The following is a 15,558-nucleotide window of genomic DNA, read 5'->3' as shown; positions in this document are numbered from 1 at the left end:
CCCTGGCTATACGATAACCGGGGGCTGCTGCTTTTTCAGCTAAAATTTTGCGATTACTTAAACTTGCCTTTCAGCATGGCCAGTTTTGCCTGGAAGTCATTAAGTTCTTCAACTTTTTCTTTTTTAGCGCCGCCTGCTTTTTTGCCGCCACCTGCTGGTTTTGCCGCATTCGGGTCGCTCTTCATAGAAAGGGAGATGCGTTTGCGGGGTACATCCACTTCCAGCACCGTTACCTCTACCTTCTGCCCTACTTTCACGGCATCGTGCGGGTTAGAGATGAAACGATCTGACAAATGGCTGACGTGAACGAGGCCGTCCTGGTGCACACCCACATCCACAAAAGCGCCAAAGGCCGTGATGTTGGTGACGATGCCCGGTAGCTTCATGCCTTCGCGCAGGTCCTTGATCTCGTTTACGCCCTCGGTAAAGCTGAACGCTTCGAAGGTTTGGCGCGGGTCGCGGCCGGGCTTGGAGAGTTCGCTCAGGATGTCCTGCAGTGTAGGCAGACCAACGGTGTCGGTTACATACTTTTTCAGGTCTATCTGCTTGCGCAGCTCTTCGCGCTCCATCAGGTCTTTTACCGTCACGCCCAGGTCTTTGGCCATCTGCTCTACTATCGGGTAGCTTTCCGGGTGTACAGCCGAAGCATCGAGCGGGTTGGCGGCATCGCGGATGCGCAGGAAGCCGGCGGCCTGTTCAAAAGCTTTATCACCCAGGCGCGCTACTTTTTTCAGCTCGGTGCGGGTGCGGAAAGGTCCGTTCTGGTTCCGGAATTCCACGATGTTCTGCGCCAGCGACGGCCCCAGTCCCGATACATAGGTAAGCAGTTGCTTGCTGGCGGTGTTTACTTCCACACCTACGGCGTTCACGCAGCTCATCACCACATCATCCAGCGAGTGCTTCAAAGCCGACTGGTCCACGTCGTGCTGGTACTGGCCAACGCCAATGGATTTCGGGTCAATTTTTACCAGCTCCGCCAGCGGGTCCATCAACCGGCGACCAATCGAAACGGCACCACGCACCGTAACATCCTGGTCGGGAAACTCTTCGCGGGCAACATCGGAGGCAGAGTAAATCGAAGCTCCGCTTTCGTTCACCATCACCACCAGCACCGATGCCGGCAGCTTCAGGCTATTAATAAAGGCTTCGGTTTCACGACTTGCTGTTCCGTTTCCGATGGCAATGGCCTCTACCTCGAAACGGGTAACCATATAGCGCACCGCCTGTGCCGCCTCCTGCTCCTTGTGCTGACCGGTATGCGGGTAAATGGTTTCGTTGTGCAGCAGCTTGCCCTGCTTGTCCAGCACCACCGACTTCACACCTGTCCGGAAGCCAGGGTCGAGGGCGAGCACTGTTTTCTGGCCCAGTGGCGAAGAAAGCAGCAACTGGCGCAGGTTATCGGCAAACACACGGATGGCTTCTTCGTCGGCACGTTTCTTGGAACTGAGGCGCACTTCGGTTTCCATGCTCAGCTTGAGCAGGCGCTTGTAACAGTCTTTTACCGCCAGGCGCACCTGTTCGGCTGCTGCATTGTGGCCCTTCACAAACATACGCTCCAGTTTATCCAGCGCCTCTTCCTCTTCCGGTTGCGCATTCAGCATCAGCACCATTTCCGATTCGCCGCGGCGCATCGCCAGGATGCGGTGCGAAGGCGCTTTTTCAATCGGCTCTTCCCACTCAAAGTAATCTTTATACTTCTGGCCTTCATCCTCTTTTCCGGAAATTACACGGCTCTTGAACACGCCTTTCTTCTCGAAAAGCTGGCGCATGGTGGCACGGGCATCTGCATTCTCGTTCATCCACTCGGCCATGATGTCGCGGGCGCCGGCCAAGGCTTCTTCGACATCTTTCACCTCTTTTTCTTCGGAGATAAACTGGGCAGCTTCTGCCGCAACATCAAAATTCTCCTGCTCAAACAGGCGCTGGGCCAGCGGCTCCAGGCCTTTTTCGCGGGCGATGGTGGCGCGGGTGCGGCGCTTGGGCTTGTAGGGCAGGTAAATATCTTCGAGGGCAGCCATGGTTTCGGCAGCCAGCAATTGGGCTTCCAGTTCCGGCGTCAGCTTTTCCTGGTCACGGATGGACTTCAGGATGCTTTCGCGGCGCTTGTCCAGTTCGCGGAGTTGTTCGATGCGGTCGCGGATGGCAGCTACGGCTACTTCGTCGAGGGAGCCAGTTGCTTCTTTACGGTAGCGGGAAATGAAAGGGACAGTTGCTCCTTCGTCCAGTAATTCTGTTGTAGCCTGTACCTGTTTAATGGTCAGGCCCAGCTCTTTGGCCACTTTTAATAAATGGTCAATATTTGGTTCCATATAAATGATTGATGAATATTATAAGTGAATGGCAGGCAACGCTGACTATACGCTTCTGTTCCTGCCGCTCTTTTCTAAATCTTCTGCCAGGTTTGAACGTCAAATTTAAGATTTATCTCCAGAACCCGGAAGTATTGAAGCGGAATTAGTAGGAAGATCTACCTGAAGCTTTGTAAATCAGGCATTTGGTATCCCAACAGGACTTGCCTGAAAAAAATAAAAGCCCTTGCCTGTGGCTCAGGCAAGGGCTTCTCTAAATACATCTTTTGCGATGGTTTATGCTTCTACTTTTTGTTTCTCCTGCAGCGACTTCAGGACCTCCAGCGCCTTGTTGACATGCTCCAGCGGTTTGGTCAGGGAATTGAAGATATACTGCACAATCCCCTTTTTATCAATAATATAGGTAACACGCCCCGGAATAAGCCCCAGGGTGCGGGGGACTTTAAACAAACTCCTGACCGTGCCGCCTTTATCGCTTAACAGCACGAAGGGCAGGTGATGCGAGTCCCCAAAACGCTGGTGCGAATCCGTACTGTCGCCACTGATACCCACTACCTCAGCGCCATGTTCCCGGAAAACTTCATACTGGTCGCGGAACTCGCACGCCTGTTTGGTACATCCGCGGGTATTGTCTTTCGGGTAAAAGTATAAAACGACATTATTTTCCTTCAGCGCATCATACAAACGGAAAATACTGCCATCAGGCTTATATAATTCAAAATCAGGAGCTTTATCACCAACTTTCACAGCTTCTCTGCTCATTTTCGTTATAATTTTATATAGAATAACCGATACCGGGCCGAAAGGTTTTTTCTCCGGCACTATTCCTAACAATTTATAAATTAAACAAGTGCCGGACAGGCCAGGAAAAATCCCGCAGAACGTCCTGAAAAACTTCTCTCCTGCTGCCACCACTCCCGCTGCTGCTGACATGCAGCTGTACGACCAGGAATTTACGGCACAAACTACTCCCCTACATCCTGCAGCGGCCGCTTCAGGAAATCGTTGAAAGGCTTCACGGCCCGGAAGGCATCCAGCACTACCTGCATAAAATCCTTGCGCAGCACGACTTCATCGGAAATGGGCTTCACCGCGTTCCAGCTTTTAAAGCGCAGGTATTCAATGGCCGGGTTGTCTTTGTCATAACCTTTTGGCGTGGTTTTCAGCTGCTCGCCCGAGATCTGGTTGAAGTGCTTCTTAAATTCCGGCGCTTCCACAAGGGCCTTAAACTCGTCGAGGTTGTAATCAATTTCCTGGCGCACTCCCTTGAGTTCGTTTGCAGGAGGCATCCACAAGCCGCCGGCTACAAACGAATTATTATTCCCGGCCAGGTGCAGGTAGTAACCGGGCAGAATGGACTTGCGCCCGCCTTCGGCAATGTAGGCGCCGAAATGGTCTTTGTAGGGTCTTTTGTCGTTGGAGAAGCGCACATCGCGGTAAATCCGGAACACGAGGTCTTTGCCCTGTTGCCCGTAGGCTACCGGCTCAAAGGCCTGCATCTGTTGGAGCAGCTCCTCCAGGAAGGCGATGTAATTTTTCCGGGCAGCGTCGTAGCGGCTTTTGTGCTGCGCAAACCACTCGCGGGTATTATTTTCCGCCAGGTCCTTCAGAAAATTTAGCGTATTTTTATCTATCGTTGTAGCCATCAGAAATTAACGTATAAATCGAACTATAAAGGTAGCCATGGAAAGGCAGTACTTTGTAAAATTGCCTGTAAATTCTGCTTTCTACGGTATTTTGGCGGCAGGTTAATAAATTTGGCGCAGAAACAGCAGCCATTTTTTAAGTGCAGCGCCGTATAATCAAACCACAAAACACAAAATAAAACGATGGCCATACAAACCCTGAACCCGGCAACGAACAAAGTTATTCAGACCTTCGCCCCACACAGCGCTGAAGAAGTAAAAGCAAAGCTACAAGCGGCAGACAAAGCGTTCAGAAGCTGGCGCACAACCAGTTTTGAGGAGCGAAAGCAACTGATGCAGGCTTGTGCTGCTATCCTGGAAGCGGAGGCCGAAAAATACGGGCGGATCATTTCCCTTGAAATGGGCAAACCCCTGAAAGACGCCATAGCCGAAGTAAAAAAATGCGCCGGCTGCTGCACCTATTACGCAGACAATGCCGCTGCTTTCCTGCAGGACGAGGAACTGGAAACCTCCGCCTCCCGCACCCTGATCTCGTACGAACCGCTGGGCGTGGTCCTGGCAGTGATGCCCTGGAACTTCCCCTTCTGGCAGGTTTTCCGCTTCCTGGCCCCGGCCCTGATGGCAGGCAATGTGGGGGTGCTGAAACATGCCTCCAACGTGCCGCAGTGTGCCCTGGCGATAGAGGAAATTATCCGGAAAGCAGGCTTCCCGGAGCATGTGTTCCAGGCGCTGCTGATCGAATCCGGTGAGGTGGGTGCTGTGATTGCCAGTGATGTGGTAAAGGCTGTTACGCTTACCGGGAGTGAGGCAGCAGGCGCCAGGGTGGCTGAACAGGCCGGCCGCGAAATCAAGAAAACGGTGCTGGAACTGGGCGGCAGCGATCCGTTTATTGTACTCGAAGACGCCGACCTGGAGCATACCGCCGCCATCGCCGTGAAGTCGCGCATGATCAACACCGGGCAAAGCTGTATTGCCGCCAAGCGGTTTATTGTAGTGGAAAGTATTGCACCGGCTTTCCTGGAAGCCTTCAAAAATAAAATGGCCGCCCTGCGCAGCGGCAACCCCCTCACCGACGACTGCGACTATGGCCCCATGGCGCGGGTCGACCTGGCCGAAGAGCTGGACAAGCAGGTGCAGGACTCTATTGCCAAAGGCGCTACCGTGGTGCTGGACGGAGGTTTGTCAGAGAAAGGAAGTGCCTATTTTAAGCCCATGATTCTGAAAGACGTACAGCCGGGCATGCCGGCTTACGAAGAAGAAATGTTTGGTCCTGTTGCGAGTGTAATGGTGGTAAAAGACGAAGCAGAAGCCATCCGGGTAGCCAATGACCACCGCTACGGCCTGGGAGGCTCCGTCTGGACCAAAGATAAGGAACGGGGACTGCGCGTGGCGCGCCAGGTGGAGGTTGGGGCCATGTACGTAAATGCGCTCGTGCACTCCGACCCTGCCGTGCCGTTTGGCGGCGTTAAGAAATCCGGTTACGGGCGTGAGCTCTCCTACATCGGCATCAGGGAGTTTGTAAACCAGAAAAGCATCTGGATCGATTAAAAATGTTTGCTGCACCAGCCACCACAGCCACTGCTGCTCCTGAAATAACGATAAGTCCGGAGCCGGATCAGCTGTAGCCGGCGATTTTATACACAATATAACCGGCAATCTCGTGCAGGAGCAGTTGCCAGTGCGTAAAGACTACCGCACTTGGAACGATGGTTTCATCGGGCGTAAATTGCCTGTTGGTGGCATAAAAGTCGGTGCTGAAAACATCCGGATGGAGACCGACTTTGTTGAAACAGGCTTCGGAACGGCGCATGTGAAACGCAGAGGTCACGAGCAGCACCTTCCGGAGCTCCGGGTGGTTTCGTAATATAGCGGCGGTGTTTTCGGCATTCTGCCTTGTATTGCGGCTGTTCGACTCTGTGATAATATCTTCTGCGGGCACACCTGCCATCACCAGGACCTTTTTTAGCTGCTCCGCCTCCGGCATACCTGCTCCTAACAGATTGCCATGGCCGCCCGAAAGAATAAACTTCTTTATCTTACCCAGCCGGTACAAGTGCAGCGGATGCAGGAAACGGTCAGCGCCTTTGTTTGTATGCACCCTGTCCGTGCCGTCTTTCCCGGTAGTGGTTACGCCCCCCAGGATTACGGCTACATCATACTGCCCCAGCTCCTTCAGCGGAACGGCATCCACTTCCCAGGCACGCCAGGCTTCGTTTGCCAGGAAAGGGTTAGACAGGAGCAGCAACAAGGCCACAGCCGTAACCAGGCTTAATCTGCGCCACTTCTGCGACTTCAGAAACAACGCCAGCAAGAGCAGCGCCAGAATCCACAGAAAGGGCATCAGGAAATAATGAAGCAGTTTAGACAGTACGTAGAACATGAAGCTAAAAGTGACGTGGGCGATGCAACGGGCTTTAGGTGTGAGTTTAAAAAGCAAAATTAATAATTATGACGGCAATCCTGCCCGTTTCTGCCCAGCTGAAAATTCTTTACAAGCAAAAAGCCACTTCCCCGTGCAGGAAAGTGGCTTTTGCTGTTTTGTAAAGGACTACTGGTTTTTAACCATCACCGGGAGGTCCTCCAGCTGGGCGTAGTGCAGTTTCCACTCGCCGTTCTCTCCTTTTTTCCAGAGCAGCATAAAGTTTCCTTCGCCGACGGCATGTGGCTCGTTAGGTCCGGCCGGCAGCACATCCACCGAAAAAGTACCAGCTTCGTAGGCAATCGTTTTATCGGTTCCCGAACTCACGGTATTGGTCTTTAAGTCGGTGATGGTACCAATTGTTTCGCGTACCCACTTGTCCGATACTTCCGTTTTTCCGTTGTAGTGTACCTCGCCCTGCAGAAAATGAACATCGTCTGCAAGCATCGAGATAAGCTTATCGGAGTCTTTATTATTCCAGGCACTGATAAATTGCTGATTGAGTTCCTGTACATTTACGGCCGCTTCGTTGCCCGAACAGGATGCGAGCGTTACCGCGATTATCAAACTTAAAAGGAATGATCTCATAATCTTGTTTTTTAGTTTAAGTAATCCATTCAGCCTTCCTAAAAAGATTAAGGCTGCGGTGATAAATGAAAAACCCAGGCACCAGGGCCTGGGCTTCTACTTATATTGCTGATTTATTACCAGCTTTTTCTCCTGTATTCAGAAGTTGAATAAGGCTTGGTACGGTCGCCGTAATCATAGTTTGGCAGGTACATCGTGTTGATGGCATACGGCACTGCGTTTTCGTTTGCAGCATACACCCCGTTTCCATTCGATGCGGCCAGTGTGTTATAGGCAGGTGCGGCAGGGGCCTTTCGGGTAGTTGCAGCTTCTTTGGCAGGAGCCGATTCTTTTTTAGCGATGGCTGCTCTGTAGGCAGCTTCGCGTTCGGCTGCAGCCCTGTTAGCTGCTGCTATTCTGGCCTCTTCAGCCGCTTCTTTTTTCTGTTTGTTGTCGATTACCTTACCAACGGCATAACCGGCACCACCGCCAACCACACCACCTACAACACCACCAACCACACGGTTGCGTTTATGTATAATGGCGCCAGCCGCTGCACCGGCACCGGCACCAATCACGGCACCTTTCGCCTGCGGACTCCAGCCGCCGCGCTTCGTATCCTGCGCCTGAACCGCACTTGTAAAGGCAACAGCCAATATTACTATTAAGCTCAATACACTGTTCAATCCCTTTTTCATAACAACATCTTTTAGTTAAAAAAACATTACAGGTGTGGCAATTACAACTTGTGTGCCAGTTTTCATTTCATCCTTAACGGGAAGCCTGCAGCCGTAATTATATGATACTGAGAAATTTTGATGTGTTACGCACCTGTTTCAGGCAATACCTGAACAGGAAAAAGAATCTTTTGAACTGTTCCAATAGCAACCGGCTTGTTCCTTTGAAATTTACAACTGAAGAGGCTCAGAAAAAAATTAGAGAAAACAACTAAGCAGGAAAAACCGGTCTGAAAACTTTTCTGCAGCAGCCACCACACCCTCTCCTCCTGTCCCGTTTTTCAGGAGGCGCCTTGGCTGTTCCGCATGAAGTTATCGATGATAATGGCGGTGGCGGTAGCTACGTTCAGCGATTCGGCTTTGCCAAAGGCTGGAATTTTGATAAGGGTATTGATGTGCGCTGCTACTTCGGGCCGGATGCCGTTGGCTTCGTTGCCCAGCACTACGATGCCCTGCGGCTGCAGCTGGAGCGCGTGCAGGTTATCGCCGGCGAGCGAGGCGCCGTATACCTTCTGCGTAACCGACTGCTCCCGGAGCCATGCCGCCAGGTCCAGGTAGTGCGCCTGCACGCGCGTAAAGGAGCCCATGGTGGCTGCAATCACTTTCGGATTATAAAAATCGGCACACGTTTCGGAGCACACAATCGTTTTAATGCCGTACCAGTCAGCTATCCGTATAATGGTTCCGAGATTGCCGGGATCGCGTACATCGTCGAGAGCAATCACAAAATCGGTCGGACCGAGTTTCAGAGGCGCCTCGGGTCGCATCCTGGCAACCGCCAGCGCTGCGTTGTTCGAGGCATAGGTGCCCGCTTTTACCAGGTCCTGCTCCGGCACCACCTCGTAGCGGAAGCCGCTGTCGAGGGTACGGGCATGCGCCTTGTAAAACTCTTCGGTTACAAAGAGGTGTTGCAGTTCGAAGTCGGAGTGCAGCAGTTCGGATACACTTTTGCCGCCTTCCACCACAAATGTTTGATGTTGGTTGCGGTATTTTTTTATTTGCAGGGAATTGATATACTTTACTACTGCTTTCGACATCATAGCTGATAGACTTTTGAGATCACGATTTTACATATTCGCGCTGGTAATAACAATTTTTTGTTTTTTCGGCTGTGTGCCTACCAAACAACTGGCCGAAGATGAACAGCTCCTGCTGGGCATCAAAACCAAGGGCATCAAAGATGTTGATCCGGCAGCTATTGCCAGCCTTTACCAGCAACAGCCTAACCGCACCATTTTCGGAACAGCCCCTTACTTAGCGCTTTACTACTTCGGCAAAAAGTTCTACAGCCCCGAACGGCTGGACAAACGCATCGCCAAGCAGGAAGCGAAACAGGAAGAGAAACTGCAAAAAGCGGGTGCCGATACGGTCCGGATCAGGAAGGTCGAAAACAAGTACGATGCCCGCATTGCCCGCCTGGAGAAAAGAAAAGAAGAAGGCAATTTTTTTATGCGCATCGGCGAGCCGCCTGCCATTTACGATTCAACCCTGATGGAAGCCACCATCGACCAGATTGACATCTTTATGAACTCCCGGGGCTATTTCGATCATAAATCGGGGTATGAGAAGGAAGTGGACGGCAAAAAGGTGTATGTTACCATCCGGATAGAGGAAAACAAGCCCTACCGCTACACCCTGCTCGACTACAACATTCCGGACTCTACGGTGCTGGCCATTGTGCAGGCTACCTCCACGCGGTCGCTGCTGCACGTCGGCGACATTTACGATGAGCAGGTACTGTCGGACGAGCGGGACAGGCTGTACAATACCCTGCGCAACAACGGGTTCTACGATTTTGCAAAAGCCTACATCTTTTTTGAGCCCGACACCAGTTATGGCGATTATTCCGTTAGGCTGCGCACCGTTATTCAAAACCCGGAGAACCAGCCCGGCCACCGCCAGTACACCATCCGGAATGTGTACTTCAAGACCGACAACGACCGCTTTGGCATTCCACGGGATACGCTGGAATACAACAACATCAAATTCCTGGCCTACGACCTGAAGTACTCGCCCAAGGTGCTGGACAAAAAAGTAAATGTGTACCCCGGGCAACTCTACAGCCAGGTGCGGACAACGGTCACGCAGCGGCGCCTGTCGGAGCTGGATGTGTTCCAGTTCAACAACATGGCTTATACCAAGGTGGTATCGCCGGTAGATACGGGCAAGTACGAACTGAATGCTTTTATTAATGCGATTCCGTCCAAAAAATTCCAGGAAACAGCCGAACTGGGCATGAACTTTACTGAGCGGCGGCCAGGCCCATTTTCGAGCATCAGGCTGCGCGTGCGCAATGTGTTCGGCGGAGCCGAGAACCTGGACTTTGGCTTGCGGGGTGGCTTAGAGGGGCAGGTAAATATTGCGGATGACAAGCAAACGGTTATGATCCGGGAGTTGGGCGGCGATGTGGGCTTATCGGTACCAACTTTTCTGCTGCCTTTCGCCGGAAAACATCTCCTGAGCAGCTACAATCCGCGCACCCGTATTTATGCCGGTTATACCAGCGAAGACCGCCAGGAGTACCAGCGTTCAACTACTGAAATGGCCCTTTCCTATATTTGGCAAAAGTATAGAACTCCTTCACAACCTCCTTATATTCAATACATATTGTCCCCAGTCAACCTGCAGGTAGTACAGGCAGACAGCAGCAGCTATTCGGACGAATTTCAAAAACTGATACGAGATAGCCAACAGGCAGGCACCTTCTCTTTCCTGCAAAGTTTCAGGAGCGCTTTTATTTCGTTCATTTCCATGAACATCACCTACAACACCAACGACTTTACCCAGACCCGGAACGCCCGTTTTTTCCGGACACAGGTTGAAGTAGGTGGCCTGACGCAACGACTTGGGCTTTTGCCGGATGTTGGTGGGTTGCCCAATTTCCAGTACGCCAAAATTAACCCCGACTACAGGCGCTACATTCCGCTTGGCAACAAACGCTATTTTGTGTACCGGGTAAATGCCGGCGTGGGCACACCCCTTTTCGGCACGCAACTGCTGCCTTACGACAAGTACTTCTTTGTTGGCGGCGGTACCAGCGTACGGGCCTGGCAGGCCCGCCGCCTGGGCCCCGGCTCCTACGCCACCACCCGAACCGAAACGCTCGACAACGGCGATACCGTCATAACCCGCGATTACAGGCCGGAGCAACCGGGCGAGGTGATGCTGGAGGGCAGCGTGGAGTACAGGTTCAATATTTTCAGTTTCCTGAACGGGGCTGTGTTTATGGATGCAGGCAATGTGTGGTACCTGCGCAAGGACCCGGCAAAGCCCGGCGCCAATTTCGCCTTCGACCGCTTTTATAAAGAACTGGGGGTAGGCACAGGTTTCGGCTTCCGCTTCGACCTCTCGGTGCTGATTCTCCGTTTCGATATTGCCACCAAAGTCTACGATCCGGCAGGCGTAGAGGGCAACAAGTTCCTGCTGCACGATTTCTCCCTCTCCAACCTGTTCTCCAACAACAACCAAAGCAACCTCTCTATCGGCATTGGTTATCCATTTTAGGAGTTTGGGAGTTTGGGAGTTTAGGAGTTTGGGAGGTAGAAAGGTAGAAATTTGTAGAGGTCTAATTTTCAACCCTTTACTGAAGCGGAGAAAATCTTTTGCTCCTGCCACCAATGCCTCTCATCCTGTTAATCTGGTAATCTTCTTAATCGTGTTCAGACAAAAAATCCGTGCCATCCTTAAATCTATTTAATCCGTGATTCAGACAAATAATCACAGAAATCAAAATAATCACCGTAAATCAAAGGTTCAGACAAAAAAGCCTGGAAGTCCGCAGGAGCAGCCAGTGCGTACGTATTAACAGCACCAACTGGAAACACATGCAACATTTACACATTTTAATTGCCCTGGCCGTAGTCCTGCTGCTGAGCTGCCGCAGCAAAACGGAGCCTGCAACCGGCAGCCAGGAATCCGTGACCACCGCGCAACAACCCGCTAACCCCTACTACTCCCGCACCGACACCACCAAACTAACCCTGCCGGATAGTGTCTGGAAGCAGGTGCTGCCGAAGGCGGTTTACCAGATCGCCCGCCAGAAAGGCACCGAGCGCGCCTTCAGCGGCAAGTTCTGGAACCACACCGGCATCGGCACCTACTACTGCGCTGCCTGCGGCAACGCCCTGTTCCGGTCCGACCTGAAGTTTGAAAGCGACTGCGGCTGGCCCAGCTTTTTTGAGCCGCTCCGGAAAAACAGCGTCGTCTACAAACCCGACTACTCCTATGGCATGAACAGGATTGAAGTGCTGTGCGGCCGCTGCGATGCCCACCTGGGGCATGTATTCGACGATGGTCCGCCGCCGACCGGCAAACGCTTCTGCATAAATTCACTCGTGCTGCACTTCGAGCCGGAAAACAATTTTCCACGCTAAACTTATTTCTACCGTAGGCCACGATCTCCTTTCCAAAGCCTGTGGCCCCTGTCATTTTAGGGGCGGTGCTGCTACCCTTCTGCCCGATAACATCTGGCACCGGTGTCCGTACTATCAATGGGAAAAAGTTTTTCCTCCTGCAGAGGCTGCTGCTACATCGTTTAATTCACTACAATGGAAATGGGAAAAGATAAATCGCTGAAAAAGGAATTTGAAGAAAAATTCGAAGAACAAAACCGTACACCAAGACCGCATAACACTTCAGAGCCGATCCGAGAAATTGATATTGAAAGGGATAGAGGTGATGCTGACTACAGAAGAGAAACATCCGAAACGATTCCGGTGATAGAGGAATATGCCCATGTGGGTAAGAAAGTAATTGAGAAAGCAAAAGTGCGCATCTCCAAAACCGTACAGGAAGAAGAAGTAACCATTGACCTTCCTTCGGTTGACGAGGAAGTAGATGTGGAGCGTGTACCGATAAACGAATACGTCCGGGATATGCCTCCTCCGGTGCGTTACGAAGGCGATATCACCATTATACCCGTTCTCAAAGAAGTACCGGTCATTGAAAAACGCATCCTGCTCGTGGAGGAAATCCACATCCGGAAACGCCAGACCCGTACCCACGAATCGCAACCGGTCAGGCTCCGCAAAGAAGAGATAAATATAAAAAGGGAAAACCCTGACGCCCCGAACCAGGTATAATAGAACCCTGACAAGATTCAGGCTGGAGCCGCAAAATTACCAAACAGCATAAAAACACAGGCTCCTGACTAAATTTCTTATTTTTAATATAAATACCAAAGCTATGAATCGACAAACAGTAATAGGAATATTTGATTATGGAGTTGATGCACAACGAGCCGTACAGGAACTCAGGAGCAACGGCTTCAGTAACGATAAAATTGATCTCTCTGTAAATGGCGCAAGAGACCATAATGATACTTTTGAACATCGCCATGAAAGCACTACCAGTAAAGTAGGAAACTTCTTTAACTCCCTGTTCGACAGCAACGAAGACTCCGACCGCTACACCAACGTGGCACAACGCGGCTCTGTAGTAACCGTGCATGCTACCTCAGCTGAAGAGGCTACGCGTGCAGCCAGGCTGCTTGATACCTGTGGCGCTATAGACGTTAACGAGCGTGCGCAGAACATTTCCGGCACTACCGGTATGGGCTCCAGCAATAAAGGTAGCTGGACAAATAAAACCATCCCGGTGGTAGAAGAGAACCTGAATGTGGGAAAACGGGAAGTGGAGACCGGTGGTGCTCATATCCGAAGCCGCATTATCGAGCGTCCGGTAGAGGAAACCATGCGCTTGCGCGAGGAGCACGTTCACATTGAACGTAATGCCGTAAACCGTCCGGCCAACGAACGGGACCTGCGTAATTTCCGGGAAGGAGAAACCGAGATCACGGAACATGCCGAGGTGCCTGTAGTAGAAAAAGAGGCTCGCGTAGTGGAAGAAATCAAGCTCAGCAAAGATGTTACCGAGCATGATGAAACCATACACGGTACCGTACGCAAGCAGGACGTGGACATAGACCGCCTCGACTCAGATAAAGACCGGGACCTGAACAGGAACCGCAACCGTACAGACGACAGAATCTAAATAAAATAATTTGAAAACAAGCAAAAGGGCAGCTGAACATTCGGCTGCCCTTTTGCTTGTTGTACTCTGCTTAAAAATAAAACCCGGAATTTGCGAACAATTAGTAATTTTAGCGCCTCTAACATGCAATAACAGTTTACCGAATGGCTTCTCATGTACTTTTGATTAACTGCCCCGACCAGCCCGGGCTTGTTTATAAAATTACCAGTGTGCTCTACAATTACAACCTGAATGTTATCAGCAACGGCGAGTTTGTGGAACGGGAGTTCAGTTACTTTTTTATGCGCACCGCATTTTCAGGTGAGTTCGACCGGGAGCAACTCCTTAGCGACCTGCATGCTGCCCTGCCCGCAGGCGTGGACATTAAGCTCACTGACCAGAAGAAGAAGGATATTGTGTTACTGGCTACCAAAGAGCACCACTGCCTCAGCGACCTCCTCATCCGCCACGAGTTTAACGAGCTGAATGCCAACATCCTGGCCGTAATCAGCAACTATGATGTGCTGGAGGAGCTTACGCAGAAGTTTAACATTCCTTTCCACCACATCAGCCACGAAGGCAAAAGCCGCGAAGCACACGAGGAAGCGGTGGCAGCAGCCATACAACGCTACAACCCGGACCTTGTGGTGCTGGCCAAGTACATGCGCATTCTCTCCCCTGTTTTCGTCAGCCAGTTTTCCAACCGGATCATCAACATCCACCACTCCTTCTTACCTGCTTTTGTGGGAGCCAGTCCGTATGCCCAGGCGTACGCCCGCGGTGTAAAAATCATAGGCGCCACCGCCCACTTCGTAAACGACCAGTTGGACCAAGGTCCGATCATTGCCCAGAGCGTCATCCCGGTAGACCACACCCACAGCGCCCGCGAAATGGCCCAGGCCGGCCGCGACGTAGAGAAAATAGTGCTTGCCAAATCGCTGAAGCTGGTGCTCAATGAGCAGGTGTTCGTGTTCAGGAACAAGACGATTATTTTTGAATAGACGGGTGCTGCAGAGGCTGTGGTGGCAGGTGCAGAAAAGAAAAAGAGCGTATAAAGCCCGCGCCAGCTGGGGCTTTAATGTTCCTACTTTGTGTCATCTGCAAACCAAGCCAATAAACCATTATCTGCTTTTTTCAGATCTTTAGACAGATTCTCCCTGTCCCAATCAATATTGCTGTACCTTGAATTTTCAAATAGTAGGTTATATGCAGATTGGTGAAAACCAAGCTTTTTTAGTAGTTCAATATCTTGTAAGGCAAGTTGTGACGTTAAGTCATCGTTCCTGTACTCTATGTTTATTAATTGATATAAGGTGTCATTTACCAATGCACTATCTGCCTGCATTCGAAGTACAGAAGAAGTAAATTTCGTTTTATATGAAAATTTTATGTCCTTGATTATCTGAAAGACTATACTATCATTGTTTTCTTTTTTGCGCCTTGCCCAAAATTCACGATAATACTTATCATCAATTTGTTCATTATTATAAGTCAACAAAAGACTATCAATTAGGTTATAGGGATTTTTCTTGATGTATATCTCCTGAATAATAAGTGGATTGTCAGAGAGGTATGGAGTAATAATATTTGCGTACCCAACTTTTTTAAATGTTTCATGAACCATTAATAGGTTAGCAGGCTTTCGAATCCAGCTACTCTTGGTCCAGTCGCCATGCCTTAATTCAAAGAAAGAAGGATGAGTTTCTGTAAAGCTATAGTATTCTTCTTTTGATAAATCTTTACAACTTGCCAATGCGACTAAAAAAGCAACCAATATGATTATTGTTTCTTTCATTTTCATTCTATATCCTACAACATTAGTGTCCAAACGTTGCTTTTTTATATCTATATAATCTACTGTAATTAAAGATGTTATACCTTGTTTTTGGATTTTTCGATTTGAAATGGGT

14 protein-coding genes are annotated in these 15,558 nt (G+C 50.6%); 6 read left to right on the top strand and 8 right to left on the bottom strand.

The window, feature by feature from the left end; genetic code table 11:
* Positions 1 to 53: 53 nt before the first annotated feature.
* From DCW36_RS02380 to DCW36_RS02370, 3 genes are all read right to left on the bottom strand, one after another.
* A complete protein-coding gene (locus DCW36_RS02380) occupies positions 54 to 2,309 on the bottom strand; it encodes a Tex family protein (RefSeq protein WP_114784462.1) in 2,256 nt (751 codons plus the stop codon).
* Between the two features lie 276 nt (positions 2,310 to 2,585).
* Entirely contained in the window at positions 2,586 to 3,071 is a 486-nt protein-coding gene (locus tag DCW36_RS02375) for a peroxiredoxin (RefSeq protein ID WP_114784488.1), read from the bottom strand.
* A gap of 203 nt (positions 3,072 to 3,274) precedes the next feature.
* A complete protein-coding gene (locus DCW36_RS02370) occupies positions 3,275 to 3,955 on the bottom strand; it encodes a DUF2461 domain-containing protein (protein WP_114784460.1) in 681 nt (226 codons plus the stop codon).
* 183 nt (positions 3,956 to 4,138) lie between these two features.
* On the opposite strand from DCW36_RS02370, the gene DCW36_RS02365 reads away from it, so the two are divergent.
* The gene (locus DCW36_RS02365; RefSeq protein WP_114784458.1) at positions 4,139 to 5,503 is read left to right on the top strand and encodes an NAD-dependent succinate-semialdehyde dehydrogenase; all 1,365 of its coding nucleotides are present in this window, start codon (positions 4,139 to 4,141) and stop codon (positions 5,501 to 5,503) included.
* A 67-nt stretch (positions 5,504 to 5,570) separates the two neighbouring features.
* Here the strand turns inward: DCW36_RS02365 and DCW36_RS02360 are convergent, their stop codons facing one another.
* The 4 genes from DCW36_RS02360 to DCW36_RS02345 all read right to left on the bottom strand — a co-directional run bounded on the left by DCW36_RS02360 (position 5,571) and on the right by DCW36_RS02345 (position 8,718).
* Positions 5,571 to 6,335: a YdcF family protein gene (locus DCW36_RS02360; protein WP_114784456.1), complete on the bottom strand. Its 765-nt coding sequence runs from the start codon at positions 6,333 to 6,335 to the stop codon at positions 5,571 to 5,573.
* A 168-nt stretch (positions 6,336 to 6,503) separates the two neighbouring features.
* Positions 6,504 to 6,962: a YybH family protein gene (locus DCW36_RS02355; RefSeq protein ID WP_114784454.1), complete on the bottom strand. Its 459-nt coding sequence runs from the start codon at positions 6,960 to 6,962 to the stop codon at positions 6,504 to 6,506.
* Between the two features lie 116 nt (positions 6,963 to 7,078).
* Positions 7,079 to 7,639 (bottom strand): glycine zipper domain-containing protein, encoded by a 561-nt coding sequence (locus DCW36_RS02350; protein WP_114784452.1) that lies wholly within the window; start codon positions 7,637 to 7,639, stop codon positions 7,079 to 7,081.
* A 320-nt stretch (positions 7,640 to 7,959) separates the two neighbouring features.
* Positions 7,960 to 8,718: a TrmH family RNA methyltransferase gene (locus tag DCW36_RS02345; protein ID WP_114784450.1), complete on the bottom strand. Its 759-nt coding sequence runs from the start codon at positions 8,716 to 8,718 to the stop codon at positions 7,960 to 7,962.
* 13 nt (positions 8,719 to 8,731) lie between these two features.
* Here DCW36_RS02345 and tamL point away from each other — a divergent pair, with 13 nt between their 5' ends.
* The 5 genes from tamL (at position 8,732) to purU (ending at position 14,649) form a co-directional block, all read left to right on the top strand.
* A complete protein-coding gene (gene tamL / locus DCW36_RS02340; protein WP_114784448.1) occupies positions 8,732 to 11,182 on the top strand; it encodes a translocation and assembly module lipoprotein TamL in 2,451 nt (816 codons plus the stop codon).
* Between the two features lie 320 nt (positions 11,183 to 11,502).
* Positions 11,503 to 12,051, top strand: coding sequence for a peptide-methionine (R)-S-oxide reductase MsrB (gene msrB, locus DCW36_RS02335; protein ID WP_114784447.1), 549 nt, complete (start codon positions 11,503 to 11,505; stop codon positions 12,049 to 12,051).
* Positions 12,052 to 12,231: 180 nt separating this feature from the next.
* Positions 12,232 to 12,759, top strand: a complete 528-nt coding sequence (locus DCW36_RS02330) for a YsnF/AvaK domain-containing protein (protein ID WP_114784486.1) — start codon at positions 12,232 to 12,234, stop codon at positions 12,757 to 12,759.
* A gap of 103 nt (positions 12,760 to 12,862) precedes the next feature.
* Complete coding sequence (locus DCW36_RS02325; protein WP_114784445.1) at positions 12,863 to 13,669, top strand: YsnF/AvaK domain-containing protein; 807 nt, start codon at positions 12,863 to 12,865, stop codon at positions 13,667 to 13,669.
* A 143-nt stretch (positions 13,670 to 13,812) separates the two neighbouring features.
* Entirely contained in the window at positions 13,813 to 14,649 is an 837-nt protein-coding gene (purU, locus tag DCW36_RS02320) for a formyltetrahydrofolate deformylase (protein WP_114784443.1), read from the top strand.
* Between the two features lie 83 nt (positions 14,650 to 14,732).
* On the opposite strand, the gene DCW36_RS22430 is transcribed toward purU, so the two are convergent.
* Positions 14,733 to 15,558 (bottom strand): hypothetical protein (locus tag DCW36_RS22430; protein ID WP_164891008.1); only part of this gene is annotated, 826 nt, incomplete at its 5' end.

The organism is Botryobacter ruber (assembly GCF_003347595.2).
GTDB lineage: Bacteria > Bacteroidota > Bacteroidia > Cytophagales > Hymenobacteraceae > Pontibacter > Pontibacter ruber_A.
The sequence above is the reverse complement of the archived record's forward strand: the minus strand, read 5'-3'. Positions and strand labels throughout refer to the sequence as shown.

What these genes read in the sequence shown, in the direction of transcription:
- DCW36_RS02380 (WP_114784462.1), bottom strand. Translation starts at nt 2,309, where the DNA reads ATGGAACCAAATATTGACCATTTATTAAAAGTGGCCAAAGAGCTGGGC.
- DCW36_RS02375 (WP_114784488.1), bottom strand. Translation starts at nt 3,071, where the DNA reads ATGAGCAGAGAAGCTGTGAAAGTTGGTGATAAAGCTCCTGATTTTGAA.
- DCW36_RS02370 (WP_114784460.1), bottom strand. Translation starts at nt 3,955, where the DNA reads ATGGCTACAACGATAGATAAAAATACGCTAAATTTTCTGAAGGACCTG.
- DCW36_RS02365 (WP_114784458.1), top strand. Translation starts at nt 4,139, where the DNA reads ATGGCCATACAAACCCTGAACCCGGCAACGAACAAAGTTATTCAGACC.
- DCW36_RS02360 (WP_114784456.1), bottom strand. Translation starts at nt 6,335, where the DNA reads ATGTTCTACGTACTGTCTAAACTGCTTCATTATTTCCTGATGCCCTTT.
- DCW36_RS02355 (WP_114784454.1), bottom strand. Translation starts at nt 6,962, where the DNA reads ATGAGATCATTCCTTTTAAGTTTGATAATCGCGGTAACGCTCGCATCC.
- DCW36_RS02350 (WP_114784452.1), bottom strand. Translation starts at nt 7,639, where the DNA reads ATGAAAAAGGGATTGAACAGTGTATTGAGCTTAATAGTAATATTGGCT.
- DCW36_RS02345 (WP_114784450.1), bottom strand. Translation starts at nt 8,718, where the DNA reads ATGATGTCGAAAGCAGTAGTAAAGTATATCAATTCCCTGCAAATAAAA.
- msrB (WP_114784447.1), top strand. Translation starts at nt 11,503, where the DNA reads ATGCAACATTTACACATTTTAATTGCCCTGGCCGTAGTCCTGCTGCTG.
- DCW36_RS02330 (WP_114784486.1), top strand. Translation starts at nt 12,232, where the DNA reads ATGGGAAAAGATAAATCGCTGAAAAAGGAATTTGAAGAAAAATTCGAA.
- DCW36_RS02325 (WP_114784445.1), top strand. Translation starts at nt 12,863, where the DNA reads ATGAATCGACAAACAGTAATAGGAATATTTGATTATGGAGTTGATGCA.
- purU (WP_114784443.1), top strand. Translation starts at nt 13,813, where the DNA reads ATGGCTTCTCATGTACTTTTGATTAACTGCCCCGACCAGCCCGGGCTT.